At 66.2% G+C, this 15,077-nt stretch carries 14 protein-coding genes; 7 read left to right on the forward strand and 7 right to left on the reverse strand.

What is annotated here, in order from left to right; all coding sequences use genetic code 11:
- Positions 1 to 102 precede the first annotated feature (102 nt).
- From C8J25_RS03745 to C8J25_RS03765, 5 genes are all read right to left on the reverse strand, one after another.
- Positions 103 to 1,455 (reverse strand): sensor histidine kinase, encoded by a 1,353-nt coding sequence (locus tag C8J25_RS03745; RefSeq protein WP_244186720.1) that lies wholly within the window; start codon positions 1,453 to 1,455, stop codon positions 103 to 105.
- A gap of 10 nt (positions 1,456 to 1,465) precedes the next feature.
- The gene (locus C8J25_RS03750) at positions 1,466 to 2,185 is read right to left on the reverse strand and encodes a response regulator (protein ID WP_107952252.1); all 720 of its coding nucleotides are present in this window, start codon (positions 2,183 to 2,185) and stop codon (positions 1,466 to 1,468) included.
- 68 nt (positions 2,186 to 2,253) lie between these two features.
- Positions 2,254 to 2,757 (reverse strand): EF-hand domain-containing protein, encoded by a 504-nt coding sequence (locus tag C8J25_RS03755; protein WP_167397649.1) that lies wholly within the window; start codon positions 2,755 to 2,757, stop codon positions 2,254 to 2,256.
- Positions 2,758 to 2,883: 126 nt separating this feature from the next.
- Positions 2,884 to 3,663: an acyl-CoA thioesterase gene (locus C8J25_RS03760; RefSeq protein ID WP_107952254.1), complete on the reverse strand. Its 780-nt coding sequence runs from the start codon at positions 3,661 to 3,663 to the stop codon at positions 2,884 to 2,886.
- Positions 3,660 to 5,237, reverse strand: a complete 1,578-nt coding sequence (locus C8J25_RS03765; RefSeq protein ID WP_107952682.1) for a class I adenylate-forming enzyme family protein — start codon at positions 5,235 to 5,237, stop codon at positions 3,660 to 3,662. Before C8J25_RS03765 ends, C8J25_RS03760 begins: the two co-directional genes overlap by 4 nt.
- 74 nt (positions 5,238 to 5,311) lie before the next feature.
- Here C8J25_RS03765 and C8J25_RS03770 point away from each other — a divergent pair, with 74 nt between their 5' ends.
- The 3 genes from C8J25_RS03770 (at position 5,312) to C8J25_RS03785 (ending at position 8,715) form a co-directional block, all read left to right on the forward strand.
- Positions 5,312 to 5,926 carry a glutathione S-transferase family protein gene (locus C8J25_RS03770; RefSeq protein ID WP_107952255.1) on the forward strand — a complete coding sequence of 205 codons (615 nt, stop codon included), beginning with the start codon at positions 5,312 to 5,314 and terminating at the stop codon, positions 5,924 to 5,926.
- 93 nt (positions 5,927 to 6,019) lie between these two features.
- Positions 6,020 to 6,751, forward strand: coding sequence for a hypothetical protein (locus C8J25_RS03775; protein WP_107952256.1), 732 nt, complete (start codon positions 6,020 to 6,022; stop codon positions 6,749 to 6,751).
- A 662-nt stretch (positions 6,752 to 7,413) separates the two neighbouring features.
- On the forward strand, positions 7,414 to 8,715 hold the full coding sequence (locus C8J25_RS03785) for a spinster family MFS transporter (protein ID WP_107952258.1): 1,302 nt from the start codon (positions 7,414 to 7,416) through the stop codon (positions 8,713 to 8,715).
- Between the two features lie 10 nt (positions 8,716 to 8,725).
- Here the strand turns inward: C8J25_RS03785 and C8J25_RS03790 are convergent, their stop codons facing one another.
- Together C8J25_RS03790 and C8J25_RS03795 are read right to left on the reverse strand one after the other, a co-directional pair.
- A complete protein-coding gene (locus tag C8J25_RS03790) occupies positions 8,726 to 9,130 on the reverse strand; it encodes a hypothetical protein (protein ID WP_107952259.1) in 405 nt (134 codons plus the stop codon).
- A gap of 106 nt (positions 9,131 to 9,236) precedes the next feature.
- Positions 9,237 to 10,481, reverse strand: coding sequence for a TetR/AcrR family transcriptional regulator (locus tag C8J25_RS03795; protein ID WP_107952260.1), 1,245 nt, complete (start codon positions 10,479 to 10,481; stop codon positions 9,237 to 9,239).
- Between the two features lie 156 nt (positions 10,482 to 10,637).
- On the opposite strand from C8J25_RS03795, the gene C8J25_RS03800 reads away from it, so the two are divergent.
- The 4 genes from C8J25_RS03800 (at position 10,638) to C8J25_RS03815 (ending at position 15,076) form a co-directional block, all read left to right on the forward strand.
- Positions 10,638 to 11,921, forward strand: a complete 1,284-nt coding sequence (locus tag C8J25_RS03800; protein ID WP_107952261.1) for an acyl-CoA dehydrogenase family protein — start codon at positions 10,638 to 10,640, stop codon at positions 11,919 to 11,921.
- 130 nt (positions 11,922 to 12,051) lie between these two features.
- Positions 12,052 to 13,134, forward strand: a complete 1,083-nt coding sequence (locus tag C8J25_RS03805) for a Zn-dependent alcohol dehydrogenase (protein ID WP_107952262.1) — start codon at positions 12,052 to 12,054, stop codon at positions 13,132 to 13,134.
- Between the two features lie 17 nt (positions 13,135 to 13,151).
- Positions 13,152 to 14,195, forward strand: coding sequence for a phosphotransferase family protein (locus tag C8J25_RS03810; protein ID WP_107952684.1), 1,044 nt, complete (start codon positions 13,152 to 13,154; stop codon positions 14,193 to 14,195).
- Positions 14,196 to 14,311: 116 nt separating this feature from the next.
- Positions 14,312 to 15,076, forward strand: coding sequence for an SDR family oxidoreductase (locus C8J25_RS03815; RefSeq protein WP_107952263.1), 765 nt, complete (start codon positions 14,312 to 14,314; stop codon positions 15,074 to 15,076).
- Position 15,077 lies beyond the last annotated feature (1 nt).

Below are 15,077 nucleotides of genomic sequence, written 5' to 3' on the forward strand. Positions count from 1 at the left end.
CCCCTGCGGGGAGAGGGCTGGGGTGAGGGGCTGTTCCAGGTGATGCGCTGCTTGGCTGCCCCTCACCCCGACCCTCTCCCCGGAGGGGAGAGGGGGAAGGAACTAGCGCGGGAGCTCGATGATCGCGTCGAGGCCGCCAGCCGGACGGTTGACCAAGCGGATCTCGCCACCAGCTTCCCGCACGATCGCGCGGGCCAGCGCCAGACCAAGGCCGATCCCTCCCGTCTCGCGATTGCGCGAGCTCTCTAGCCGGGTGAAGGCGTCGAACACGTCGCCCATCCGATCTTCCGGGATACCGGGCCCCTGATCCGCTACGACGATCGCCACGGTCTTCGCCCCCGCCTCGACACGCACCTCAGCCGACACGCCGTATTTGATCGCATTCTCGATCAGATTGCGGACCGCGCGGCGGATCAGCGAGGGGCGCAGATGCATCCGCAGCCGCTCCGTCTCGACGAAGCTGACGTCGCTGCCGATATCGCGGAAATCCTCGACCACCGCATCGACCAGCGCCGCAAGGTCGACGTCGGTCAGCGGTTCGCTTGGCCGCCCGAGCCGTGCCAGCGACAGGATGTCGTCGAGCGTGCGGTTCATCTCCGCCACCGTATCGATCATCCGCGCCCGATCGGTATCGTCCTCCACCGATTCGATGCGGACCCGCAGAGCTGCCAGCGGCGTGCGCAGGTCGTGGCCGATCGCGCCGAGCATCCGGTCCTTCTCGTCGAGCATTCCCGTCACGCGCAGCCGCAGCGCATTGAAGGCGGTGATCAGCGCGGCGACGTCGTCGGGGCCTTCGGCGGGCATCGGCGTGCCGGGCTCGCCGGGCCGGAAGCGTTCCGCCGCGAAGCGCAGGTTGCGCAACGGGCGCGACAGCCGCCGGACGATCCAGAGCACGGGCAGCAGCACGATGATGTAGAGAATCGCGGTCTGGGTCAGCAACGCGATCAGCAGGCGAGACCCCGGTTGCGGCCATGGCGCAGTGACCGTCAGCCAGCCGCGCCCGGGCTGTTCGACCGCGATCAACAGCGCGGTGCCATCACGATCGCCGCGGCGGTTGCCTGCACCGTGACGGTCGTCGTCATCATAGTCGCGGTCCGACTGCGGACGCAGGCCGGTGTCGATCCGGCCGACCCGCACGCCTTGTTCGGCGAGCTGGCGGCGCAGTTCGACGGCGACTTCGGGGTGGCGCTCGTACGCGGCCTGCGGGATCGGATCCGCAGCGACGCGGCGCACCCTCCCGCGATCGGCGGTCAGCGGCCGTCCGGCATGCGCCTCCCGGTCGAGCGCATCGGCGATCCGCGTCGCCACCGGACGTGTCGCCTGCGCGAGACGAAACTCCATGCGATCGCGAAGGATCAGCGCGAAGTTGATGACCTGCGCGACGAACAGCGCGAGCGCGATCAGCAGCGCCATCTGGCCGGCGAGGCTGCGCGGCCAGGGCTTGAACCGCGTCATACGGACCCGATCACAGGCGGGTGACTTCGGCCGCCAGCGTATAGCCGCCGCCCCAGACCGTCTTGATCAGCTCGGGCGTCTTCGCATCCGCCTCGATTTTCCGGCGCAACCGGCTGATCTGGTTGTCGATCGCGCGGTCGAACGCTGCCGCCTCGCGCCCCTGCGTCAGATCGAGCAACTGGTCGCGGGTCAGCACCTGGCGTGGGCGCGTGACGAGCGCGAGCAGCAGGTTATACTCCCCGGTCGACAGCGGCACCGACACGCCCTCGCGGTCGATCAGCGCACGTTCGCCCGATTTCAGCACCCAGCCGGCGAACCCGTAGGAGCTGCTCTCCGGCGCATGCTGGCGCGATCCGCCCGCCGTCGCGCGGCGCAAAATCACTTTCACGCGCGTCGCGAGTTCGCGCGGCGAGAACGGCTTCACGACGTAATCGTCCGCGCCCATCTCGAGTCCGACGATCCGGTCGGTCTCCTCGGCGCGCGCGGTCAGCAGGATCACCGGCACGTCGCTGGTCGCGGCGATGTGGCGGCACAGCGACAAGCCGTCCTCGCCGGGCATCATGATATCGAGGATGACGAGATCGATCGCATACGCCGTCAGCCGCGTCCGCGCCGCCTCCGCATCGCCCGCCTGCGTGACGCGAAACCCCTGCTTGGTGAGGTACACGGCCAGCGGCTCGCGGATCGAGCGCTCGTCGTCGACGAGCAGCAGGTGCGGCATATCTCCCATCGGGGCAGTGTCTAGCATGGCGGCTGTCCAGGGGAAGCATCGACGCCCGATGCCGCCCCTCCTCCAAATTATCGAGCAGGCGCGGGCGGGGTCACGCCGTCGCGGCGTTCGCGACGATCGACGTGGCGCATCTCGGCGGCGTTGGCGCGCTCGGTCGCGTCGATCGTGCCGTCGTGATTGGCATCCATCCGGTCGAACCGCTTGAGCGCGCGCGCCTCGAACTCTTCGCGCGTCACGCTGCCGTCGCCGTTCGGATCCATCCGGCGGCCCATGCCGTCATGCTTGCGCCCCCCCGGCGGCGGCACGGGGACATCGCGACCGCTGGCGACCATCCGGTCGTGCAGCGCCTCGCGATAGGCGCGCATCTCGCCGGCGGTGATCCGGCCGTCATGGTCTGTATCCATCTGCGCGAAGCGAGCGTCGGCCTGCGCGATCGCTTCCGCGCGGGTGGCGACGCCGTCTTGGTTCGCATCCTGGCGCATCGGCGGTCGTGGAGTGGTAGGCGTTTGCGCGCTAGCGGCGGACGTGATCGCGCTGGCGGCGAGCATCAGGGTGAGTACGGTCTTGCGCATGTCGGTCTCCAGCGGAGTGGGACGAATTCCCATCGAATGACCGTCGTTCTAAACCCCGGTTGTCGCAGGGTTTTGCCGCCCCTCCACCAATGTGTCGCAAGATATGTCAGGGGCGTGCTAGTCGGACTAGGCGAAGATCGCGACGCTCTGCATCTGTTCGGCGACCGGTGTGCCGTCCGTGTTCCAGATCGCCATCTGCTGGCTCGAACTGCCCTCGCGCACGTAGTCGGTGGTCGCGCGGAGCAGCCACCAGCCATCGCGCGTCACCGGCTGCGGACCAAGAATGTTGAGCAGCCACGTCATCGAACTGAGCGGGGCGGGGCCACCCAGCAGTTTCAGCGCGGACGGCGGCAGGCAATCCGCGACCGCGACGAGCTCGACCATCGGATCGAGACCGTCACGCTCGGCCAGCCGCACCCAGCGCAGCCATTCCGCCGGTCCGACACCCTCGTCGCGCCGATCGAGCAGGTCGAAATTGCGCGAGAACGCGACCGCGCTGGTCCCGCGAAACGTCCGCGTATCGGGGCCGGGCATTGGGAAGTCGGGCGCGGCGCCGGTCTGGTGATCGACGCGCGACGCGACCGCGCCCATGAACACGAACGTCGCGCGCAGCCCGAGCCCGGCCTCGCTCTCGACATCCGCCTGGACGAACGCGGCGTTGCGCCCGCGCCGCAACCGGCTCGCGCGGATCATGATGTCGCCGGAGAGGGGGCCGATGAACGACACCTGCGCGGACCGCAGCGGCGGCAGGTCGACGTCCGATTTCTGCGCGGCATGCAGCGCGAGCGCGGCGGAGAAGCCGCCATAAGCGGTGCGGCCCTGCAACCAATTCTCGGGCACCGTCCCGCGCCAGCCGCCGCCTTCGATCGGTTCCAGCGCGTCGATCGCCTGTTTCAGACTGGTCATGCGGCGGCAGCTCCGAGCCTGTCGCGGAGTTCGCGCTTGAGCACCTTGCCGATCGCGCTGCGGGGTAGCTCGTCGGCGACATGGAGCGCGGACAGGCGTTGCGTCTTGCCGAGCTGGCCGTTCACCCAGGCGAGGATGGCGGGGGCATCCTCGATTACGCCATCGCGTCGCACGTAGAAGCCTACCGGCGTCTCACCCCATGCCTCGGATGACACGCCGATCACCGCGCAATCCGCCACCGCCGGGTGCTGCGTCATTACCGCTTCCAGATCCGATGGATAGATGTTGAACCCGCCCGAGATGATCAGGTCCTTCTTCCGATCCATCAGCGTCAGGAAACCGTCCTCGTCGAACCGGCCGACGTCGCCGTGGCGGATGTAGCGGTTGCCGTCGGCGTCATGCCATTCGGCGTCGCGGGTGGCCTCGGTGCGGCCGTGATAGCCGTTCATCATCGCCGGGCTGCGGCCGACGACCTCGCCCATCTCGCCGGGCGCTACCTCGACGCCGTCATCGTCGATCAGGCGGATTTCGTGCCCCGGCATCGGCTGGCCGACGGTGTGCAGCTTGGTCGGGTTGGCGGTGGCGTTCAGCGCGCAACTCGCGCCGCCTTCGGTCATGCCGTAGAATTCGACCAGTACGCCCGGCCAGCGCGCGACGACGTCGGCCTTCAACGCCGCAGAGAAGGGCGCGCTGGTGCTGGTCTTGAAACGGAACGTCGACAGGTCGAAGCTGTCGAAATCGGGCAGCGCCATGATCCGCTGATATTGCACCGGGACGAGCATCGTGTGCGTCGCGCGGTATCGCTGCGCGAGTTCGAGATAGGCGCGCGCATCGAACTTGCCCATCAGCACGACGGTGCCGCCCCAGCCGAGCGTCGGCAGGAAGCTGACCAGCGTCGTATTCGAATAGAGCGGCGTGGCGATCATCGTGACCGCGGTGTCGAACCCCGCCGCCGTGTTGCGGGAGACGTGCGCCCAGCGCATCGCGTGGCTCTGGACGATGCCCTTGGGCGTACCGGTCGTGCCGGACGAGTAGATGATGTTGAACGGGTCTTCGGGGGCGATCGCGACGGGGGCAGGCTTGGTCTCTGGAGGCGTAAGCCACGCATCAAAAGATTGTTCTCCCGCGAAGGCGGTAGCGCAGCCTGGGCCCCCGCCTTCGCGGGAAAACAACACTATGCGGGCCGTTAGGCGCTGCCCTTCCAACGCCCGCGCATTCTCCGCATCGAGAAACACCAACGGCGCGCCGCTATCCGCAATCATCGCCGCAATCGCCGCCGGCGTCGCGGACGGTGCGATCGGCGTCGCGACACACCCCGCGCGTACCGCACCAAGGAATACCGCCGCATAGTCCGTCGTCGGCGCGGCAACGATCGCCACCGCGCTCCCCGGCGCGACCCCGTCGCGCTGCAACGCCGCCGCCACCCGGTCTATCGTCGCGTCGAGCGTTCGATAGTCGATACCGCCCTGCGCGTCGGCGACGGCCGTCCGATCTCCGCGTTCCAACGCGTGCGCACGGATCAAATCGGGGAGGGTGGCAAAGCCCGTGGCGAGCATGTCTGCAGCGGTCGTCATGCGACGCATCGCTAGGCGAACGCGTCCGGCAATGCCATACGGTATATTCGAAAACAGATGCCGAGGAGACGCTCTTGCTGTTCTACGATAGCGCATTGCCAGCGCCCAACCCGCGCCGCGTCCGCATCTTCCTGGCGGAAAAGCACATCCGCGTGCCGATGGCGCAGATCTCGATCCCGAAGGCCGAACACCGGTCGGACGCGTTCCTGTCAGTCAATTCGCTCGGCCAGACGCCGGCCCTGGCGTTCGACGATGGTCGCGTGCTGACCGAGAGCGTCGCGATCTGCCGGTATTTCGAAGTCCTCCATCCCGATCCCCCGTTGTTCGGCCACGGCGCGCACAATATCGCCGAGATCGACATGTGGACGCGGCGGATCGAACTGCGGCTGATGACGCCGCTGTCGATGGTATGGCTGCACACGCATCCCTGGACCGCGCGGATCGTCCAGCCGCAATATACCGAGTTCGGCGAGAGCCAGCGTCCGCGCGTGCTGGCGGCGATGGCGGAGTTCGATCACGCGCTCGACGGTCGCGACTGGCTCGATGGCGAGCGCTACACGATTGCCGATATCGTCCTGCTCACGACGATCGACTTCGCCAAGTTCGTCGGCGTCGCGATGCCCGACGATCTCGAACATCTGAGGGCATGGCATGCCCGTGCTTCCGCCCGACCGAGTGCCCAAGCGTAAACCGCACAGTTAACCAACTCGTTTCACACGATAGAAGTCCTTCCTCGGCTATCTCCGGCGCGGGACAGACCGTGCCCGCAGGGGAGAAACCGAGTGCACAAGCTGATCGTCGTTGCGGCATTGTGCACGCTACCCACCGCCATATCCGCGCAGGAAGCGCCGACGGATGCGGCGATCGTCGTGCCGGCGCATACCGAGATGGTATTGCGCCTGGACGAGGAGATCGCGTCGGATCGCGCACGCGTCGGGCAAACCGTCGCTGTATCGGTCGCGCGGGACGTGATCGTCGATGGCGCGGTGTTGATCCCGCGCGGGGCTCCCGGCGTCGGCGCGGTCACCTTCAGGACCGGCAAGGGCGCGTTCGGCAAATCCGGCAAGCTCGATATCGAACTGCGCTCGGTCGAAGTCGGCGGTCGTAGCGTACCCGTCGTTGGTCGCTATCACGCCGCCGGAGATGGCCGGACCGGCGAGACGATCGGGACGATCATCGTCGGCGGTGTCGTCGCGGGGGCGTTCGTCACCGGGCACAACGCCGTGTTCGAGGAAGGGCGCCAGTTCACCGCGTTCACCGGCGAGGCGACCCGGATCGCGCGTCCAGCGATACGGATGGCCCGGTACGCACCGCTGATCCCGCCCGCTGCCGCGTCGTTCGCGCGAGGTCCGGCCCTAGTGTCGCCATCCTACGCGACCGTGGCCTATAGTCCACCGGCCGCGATGGCCGCTCCACCAGCCTACGTAGCTGATGGCAGTTTCGCCCAAAGATTGGCTGCCGCCCAACCCGTTCGCGGTGGCGATCCGCGGCTGGGGTGGACGATCAGCGACTAACGTCCGGCCTTCACCGCCGTCTGCCCGAGCAGCGGATTCTTCGCTTCGTCGGTGCTGGGCTTGATGCTGTCGTTGATTGCCTTTCCCTCTCGTACGCGGCGATCGCCGCCGGCCAAGCCGCACTCGCCCTGATCGTGAGGTCGGACCGGGCTTCTTTTAGAAGCAGTGGGATCTCGCCGCGTTTGGCGGGGGCCGATTAAATAAGTCAGTCTTCGGAATGCTCCAGCGATTGTGTTGCGTGGGAGGCGAGGCAGGGGCCGTGGCGGGCAAGCTGGACGCCACGAGGGATTCCATCCCTGGCGGGAGCGATAAGGAAAATACGCTTTGCAACGTCGCGAATCTATGCGAGGGGAGCCGCATACCCGGTATTCAGATTGCCCGGACGCTCCGCTCCACTGATGACGCGGAGACGAGCCCGGCCACGACGTTGGAGAGGGGATAAGGCGGAAGAGCGACCCAAACGAGGACGCATCTTCCGCCGTCCTTCTCACGAAACACCGGTAACGCCTTCAAACCCATAAGACATTGCTTCGCAGCGGTATGTCGCTCGTCATACACATGCCGTTGGCTCGTCGCAGGTCGGCCAGGAATACAGCTTTAGCTTGTCTGGTACGCCTCAATTGCCCTAGCGTAAGGCCTGTTTCGACTTCGAGGTATTGCCGATGGCCGCAGCGTATCAGTCCCATCCCGAGATCGCCGACGCATTGGCGATGAAGCGGCGGGGCCTGACGCTCGCGCTGCTCACCTTCACCTATTTCTTCAGCTACATGGACCGCCAGATTCTCGCGATCCTGCTCGAGCGGATCAAGGCGGACCTGCTGCTGACCGATACGCAGCTCGGGCTGCTGTCCGGACTCGTGTTCGCGATCTTCTATGCGACGTTGGGCATTCCGGTCGCACGGCTGGCCGATCGGACCAGCCGTCGCAGCATCATTGCCGCCAGCCTGACGATCTGGAGCGCGATGACCGCGCTGTGCGGGCTCGCACAGAACTTCACGCAGCTGATGCTGTTCCGGATCGGCGTCGGCATCGGCGAGGCGGGGTCGAGCCCGCCAAGCCATTCGATCATCGCCGATCTCTACCCGCCCGAGAAGCGCGCGAGCGCGATGGCCGTGTATTCGCTCGGCGTGGTGCTCGGTGCAGGGTTCGGGACGCTGATCGGCGGAGTCGTCGCGCATAGCTATGGCTGGCGGATCGCGATGATGACCGTCGGTCTGCCGGGGATCGTGCTCGCCCTGCTGGTCCGCCTGTTCATGGTCGAGCCCCGCCGCGGCCTGTCCGATGCGGCGCGCGCAGTGGCGAAGCCGATGCCGAGCGTCGCGCAGGGGTTTGCGTCGATGTGGGCGAGTGCACCGGCGCGGCATCTGGTGGTCGGCGTGACGTTGACCTCGATGATCGGCTACGCGCTGACCGGCTGGGGACCGAGCTATATCCAGCGATCACTTGGCATCTCGATGCTTGATATCTCACGCTACATCGCGTTGCCGGGTGCGTTGTTCGGCGCGATCTCTGCGCTCGCAGGCGGCAAGATAGCCGACGTGCTCGCCAAGCGTCACGGGCTCCACGTCCAGGCTTGGGTCGTCCTCGTGATGAAGGGCCTGTCGCTTCCGTTCGCGCTCGCATTCTACCTGATCGACGCGCCGGTAGTCGCGATCGGCAGCTATTTCGTCTCGCTGATCTTCGCCAATTCGTATCTTGGGCCAAGCTTTGCGCTGATCCAGCACCTTGCGCCGTTGCAGATCCGTGCGATGTGGGCGGCGATCACGCTGCTGGTCATCAATCTGGTCGGGCTGGGGCTGGGGCCGACGATGGTCGGGTGGTTGAGCGATCTGTTGAAGCCCGGCTTCGGCGAGGATTCGCTGCGCTATGCGCTGATCATCATCGTGCTGATGACGCCGTGGGCGCTGTTTCACTACTGGCGCGCCGGGGTTCTGCTGAAGCGCGCGGAGGATGGTGCGAGGTAGTCCCCTCGCGTCAGGCTGACGGCGGGGCGGCGGCCGCGGCAGGGTGGGCCAACGCATCCGCCAACAACCATGTCATCGCGCTTGTCCGGTCATCGAACACCGCCATGTCGTCGCGCACCGCGACGATCCGCTTCACCTGCAGCCGCGCGAGCTTGCCGTCGGTGAACAAGGCGACTTTCCGCGATTTCAGCGGGATGGTCAAAGCGACGCGCTGGAGCATAGAGACCACCTCCTGGGGCTGGATCGCGGACCGCGAGAAATTGCCGAGCAGCATGTGGCGCTTGCCGGTCGCCAGCACGCGTCGCGCCTCGCCGTCCAGATCACGGAGGAAGCCCTCGACATGCGGGATCGTCCAGAATCCGGACGCCTCGACCTCGATGATGCCGGTGTCGAGATCGGTCGTGATCGTGTGCATGACGCCCTCCGTGGAGGTGTCGGGATCGGCCTCTGGGCGTTAACGCCGCGTAACCAAACCGTTACGAGTGCGATTGTCGCGGCCGATGTCGTCGTCGCGACCGGCGTCAGGCCTTGGCCATCCGATCGTCGAACAGCCCGAACATCAGCGTCGAGGCGTACATCGCGATCGCCCGCTCGCGCGGCATCGTCGACGCCCATTTGCGCATGTCGAACGCCGCGTTCTGGAGCGCCATCAACGCCTGCGCCGCGATCAGAGCATCGACCGCGCGGATCGAACCCTCGCCGATGCCGTCCATCATCATGCCCGCATAGCGCCGCGCGATGCCGTTCGAGCGATCGACCATCGCGTTGCGCACGCTGACCGGCAGGCCGCTGAGTGCGGTGGTGCGCAGCAACGGCCCGCGTTCGGCGAACTGCACGTCGAGCAAGGTTGCGACGGTGCTGGACAGCTTGTGCCAGTAGCTCCCGCCCTCGGCCTCGCCGCGGCTCTGCGCATCGGCGATCGTGTCGAAGCTGCGGCGGTAGCACGCGATGACGAGGTCGTCCTTCGCATCGAGATGGTGGTAGAAGCTGCCCTTGGTGACGTTCAGCTCGGATGCGATCTTCTGCACCGAGGCGCCGCGATAGCCGAGTTCGTTGATCAGGCGCGTCGCGGCGAGCAGGAACGCCTCGCGCCCCGGCTCGGCCTCGTCATGGCTGAGATCGAGCAGGGTCGGCGACCATTTGGCGTCCTTGCCCGCGATGCCGTGCGCGAATACGTCCATCAGCCGTTCCTCGACGCGGCCGTACTGGTCGGGCTCGTACCGCGTCAGCCAGATCGGCAGCCAGAACGTGTTCTCCAGCAGCACATGCGCGCGTGCGCCGTTGAGATCGGTCTGCGCGCGCGACGAGGTCGGTCCCCACAACAGCCGCGTACGGCGGAACACTTCGCGCCAGCCTGCCATCAGCCGGCCGCGCATCGGCTCCTCGGTCGCGCGCAGATCGGAGAGGACGGCGAACGCCTTCTCCTCGCCGCGCTGAATCCGCCCGAGCCGGTCCATGTTGAGCGCGAGATAGCGCCGAACACGGTCCTCCGGCGTCGCTTCTTCCGCCGCGACGTCGAGCATCGCGATCAGCGATTCGAGCGTGTTCTCGAACGCCGCCGCTGCGAGGTCTTCCTTGCGCTTGAAATAATAGGTAACGCTCGTCGTGTTGAGCCCGACGCGCCGCGCCACGTCCGCGAACGTCATGCCCTTGGCACTCTGTTCGTTGATCGCTTCTGCCGCCGCGGCGAGGATCGCGTCACGCTTCGCACGGAAGCGCTTGGTCCCCTGTTCGCTCTCGTCGCTGGCCTCTGCCGGAACCTTCATCGAAACACCCTAACAGCTTCGATTTGAAGATACAGTGCTTTTTAGGCCGTTTCAGGGCGGAGTTGAAAACATGCTTTCCGGGACCCTCCCCACGCTTTACCGAATGTGCGGTATGGTCTAACCCGCCTCCAAAGCGACGACGAACGGAGAGCCCGCATGGATTTCACGCTGAGCGAACGAGAGACGTATTTCCGGGATCGGGTCCGGGATTTCATCGACCAGAATATCCGCCCGCGACAGGCTGATTACGACCAGCAGGCGCATGAGGGCGAGCGCTGGAAGGTGATTCCGGTGATCGAGGAGATGAAGGAGAAGGCGAAGGCCGCGGGCCTTTGGAATTTCTTCATGCCGCCGCATTCCGGCCAGAAGCATGTCGACGATTCGTTCGCGTTCGAAGGCACGCAGCTCACCAATCTCGAATATGCGTTATGCGCGGAAGAGATGGGGAAGATCAGCTGGGCGAGCGAGTGTTTCAACTGTTCGGCGCCCGATACCGGCAACATGGAGGTGTTTCACCGCTATGGCACGCGCGAGCAGAAGGAGGCGTATCTCGGGCCGTTGATGCGCGGCGAGATCCGCTCGGCGTTCCTGATGACCGAGCCCGCGGTGGCGTCGTCGGACGCGACCAACATCGAGACGTCGATGGTCCGCGACGGCGATCACTACGTCATCAACGGCACCAAATGGTGGTCGAGCGGCGTCGGCGATCCGCGCTGCAAGATCGCGATCGTGATGGGCAAGACGTCGTTCGAGGGTTCGCGGCATCAGCAGCAGAGCCAGATCCTCGTGCCGATGGATACGCCCGGCGTGACGATCAAGCGCATGCTGTCGGTCTACGGCTATGATCACGCGCCGCACGGCCACGGCGAGGTGGTGCTCGAGAACGTCCGCGTGCCGGTCGAGAACGTGCTGCTCGGCGAGGGCCGCGGATTCGAGATCGCGCAGGGGCGGCTCGGGCCGGGCCGTATCCACCACTGCATGCGCACGATCGGTGTCGCCGAGACTGCGATCGAGGCGATGGCGCGACGGCTGCTCGACCGCGTCGCGTTCGGCAAGCGGATCGCGGACTTCTCGGTCTGGGAGGAGCGCATTGCGACCGCGCGGATCGACATCGAGATGACTCGGCTGCTCTGCCTCAAGGCGGCGGACATGATGGACAAGGCCGGTAACAAGTCCGCGCAGATCGAGATCTCGATGATCAAGGTGGCGGCGCCGAACATGGCGCTGCGGATCCTCGACGATGCGATCCAGGCGCATGGCGGCGGCGGGGTGTCGGGTGATTTCCGATTGGCGCACGACTGGGCGGCGATGCGGACTCTCCGGTTCGCGGATGGCCCGGACGAGGTTCACAATCGCTCGATCGCGCGCAACGAGTTCGGGAAATACGGCGACTTCCGTAAGGGCGGCGTTTCCAGCGGGGATGTCGGGGTGAGCCGGTAAACCCTTGTTCGTCCTTCTTTCTTCGTCATCCTGGGCTCGACCCAGGACCCAGAGCCACAAGGGTAGCGATCTTGGCTCTGGGTCCTGACTTTCGTTAGGATGACGGCCTTGTTTCGGAGCGCACCTACCCATGAAAGCCGCAGTCCTTTTCGAAGCCAACACCCCGCTCAGCATCGAGGATGTCACCGTCTCGAAGCCGACGGCGCACGAAGTGCTGATCCGCACGGTCGCGGTCGGCGTGTGCCGGTCGGATCTGCATTTCGTCGACGGCGCCTATCCGCATGCGATGCCGACCATTCCTGGCCATGAGGCTTGTGGCGTGGTCGAGGCAGTCGGCGACGAGGTTCGCGGCGTGAAAGTCGGCGACCATGTCGTGACGTGTCTCTCGGCCTTCTGCGGTCAATGCGAGTTCTGCGTCACCGGCCGGATGTCGCTGTGCATCGACGCCAGCGTGCGCCGTCCGAAGGGGGCCGCACCGCGCCTCATGCTCGGTGACCGGCCGATCGCGCAGATGCTCAACCTCAGCGCCTACGCGGAAATGATGCTGGTTCACGAGCATGCGTGCGTCGCGATCGACCGCGACATGCCGATGGACCGCGCTGCGTTGCTTGGGTGCGCGATTACCACCGGGGCAGGGGCGGTGTTCAACACTACTGACGTGACTCCGGGCGAGACGGTCTGCGTGGTCGGCTGCGGCGGCATCGGGCTCGCTGCGGTGAACGCGGCGAAGATCGCAGGCGCAGGGAAGATCATCGCGCTCGATCCCGTCCCGGAAAAGCGGGCGATGGCGGAGAAGCTCGGCGCGACGCACAGCATCGATGCATTGTCCGAGACCGCAGCGGACGAGGTTGTCGCGATTACCAAGGGCGGCGTGCATCATGCGATCGAGGCGGTCGGGCGTGCGCAATCGGCGGCGACAGCGGTTAAGGTCCTGCGTCGCGGCGGCACCGCGACGATCCTTGGCATGATGCCGCTCGGCGAGAAGGTCGGGCTGTCGGCGATGGACCTGCTGTCGGGCAAGCGGTTGCAGGGCGGGTTCATGGGCTCGAACCGCTTCCCGGTCGACATCCCGCGGCTGGTCGATTTCTACATGCGCGGGTTGCTCGATCTCGACACGATCATTGCCGACCGGATGCCGCTGGAGCAGATCAACGACGCGTTCGACGAACTCCGCCGCGGCGACACGACCCGTAGCGTGATCACCTTCTCGTGAGCGACGCATCGACCAGCATGGTCGGCACGATCGAGGTCGGCGACAAGGACCGTCTCGACCTCGACAAGCTTAGCGCGTGGATGACCGCCAACGTGCCCGGCTATGCCGGTCCGCTGACCTACGCGAAGTTCGCCGGCGGCCAGTCGAACCCGACCTACCGCCTCGACACGCCGGATCGCGCCTATGTGCTGCGCCGGAAACCGTTCGGCCCGATCCTGCCGAGCGCGCACGCCGTCGACCGCGAATATCGCGTCATCGCGGGGCTCCATCCAACCGGCTTCCCGGTGCCTCGGCCCTATGGTCTCTGCGAGGACGCGGCGGTCATCGGTTCGGCCTTTTACGTTATGGAGATGGTCGAAGGCCGGACGATCTGGGACGGTGCGATGCCCGGCGCGACTCCGCCCGAGCGCACCGCACATTACGAGGCAATGGTCGACACGCTCGCCGCGCTCCACAACACCGATTACGCGGCGGCGGGGCTCGGCGAGTACGGCAAGCCCGGCAATTATTTCGAGCGCCAGGTCGGCCGCTGGACCAAACAATATCGCGCGGCCGAGACCGAGCATATGGAGTCGGTCGAGCGCCTGATCGAATGGTTGCCGCGGACGCTCCCCGAGCAGACGCGGACCTCGATCGTCCACGGCGACTACCGCATCGACAACATGATCTTCGCGCCGTCGGAGCCCAAGGTCATCGCGGTGCTCGACTGGGAATTGTCGACGCTGGGCGATCCGCTGGCGGACTTCTCGTATTTGCTGATGAGTTGGGTGACCGAACCCGAGGGGCGCTCGGGCGTGCTCGGCATGACCGGTCCGGAGACGGGCATTCCGACGATCGAGCAGGTGGTCGAACGCTATTGCGCCGCCACCGGTCGCGACGGCGTCCCCGATCTCAACTGGTATTTCGCCTACAACCTCTTCCGCCTGACCGGCATCGTCCAGGGCATCAAGAAGCGCATCATCGACGGCACCGCGTCGAGCGCGCAGGCGGAGAAGACGGTCGCGAAGATCCACGGGTTGGCGGATGCTGCCTGGGGCTTCGCGGTGAAGGCGGGCGCCTGATTCCCCTCCCGCTTGCGGGAGGGGTTAGGGGAGGGCTGACCTGGCCTCGGTTTGAAACGTTGCGGAAAGATCGGGCCCTCCCCCGACCCCTCCCGCAAGCGGGAGGGGAGAAGTCAGTGTCGCAATTTGATCTTACGGGGCAGGTAGCCATCGTCACGGGATCGTCGCGCGGAATCGGCCTCGCGTCGACGCGCGAACTCGCCGAGCACGGCGCCAAGATCGTGATCTCCAGCCGCAAGCAGGACGCCTGCGATGCCGTCGCCGCGGAGCTCAACGCCAAGCACGGCGACGGCACCGCAATCGCCATCGCCGCCAACATCTCCGACAAGGCCGGCCTCCAGCACCTCGTCGACCAAACGCGAGCCAAGTTCGGCCGGATCGACATCCTCGTCTGCAACGCCGCCTCGAACCCCTATTACGGCCCCCAAGCCGGCATCGCCGACGACCAGTTCCGCAAGATTCTCGACAACAACATCGTCTCCAACCACTGGCTGATCCAGATGGTCGCGCCCGAGATGCTGGAGCGCCGCAGCGGCAGCATAATCATCATTTCCTCGATCGGCGGTCTGCGCGGCTCGCCGGTGATCGGCGCGTACTGCATCAGCAAGGCCGCCGACATGCAGCTCGCGCGCAACCTCGCCGTCGAGTTCGGCCCGTCCAACGTCCGCGTGAATAGCATCGCGCCCGGCCTGATCAAGACCGACTTCGCGCGCGCCTTGTGGGAAGACCCGCAGCGGATCGAGGCGGCGAACACCAGCGTGCCGCTCCGCCGGATCGGTGAGCCGGAAGAGATCGCGGGGGCGGTCGTCTTCCTGGCGTCGTCGGCAAGCAATTTTATGACCGGCCAGACGATGGTCATCGACGGCGGCGTCACGATCTAAC

Source organism: Sphingomonas faeni (genome assembly GCF_003053745.1).
Taxonomy (GTDB): Bacteria; Pseudomonadota; Alphaproteobacteria; order Sphingomonadales; family Sphingomonadaceae; genus Sphingomonas; species Sphingomonas faeni.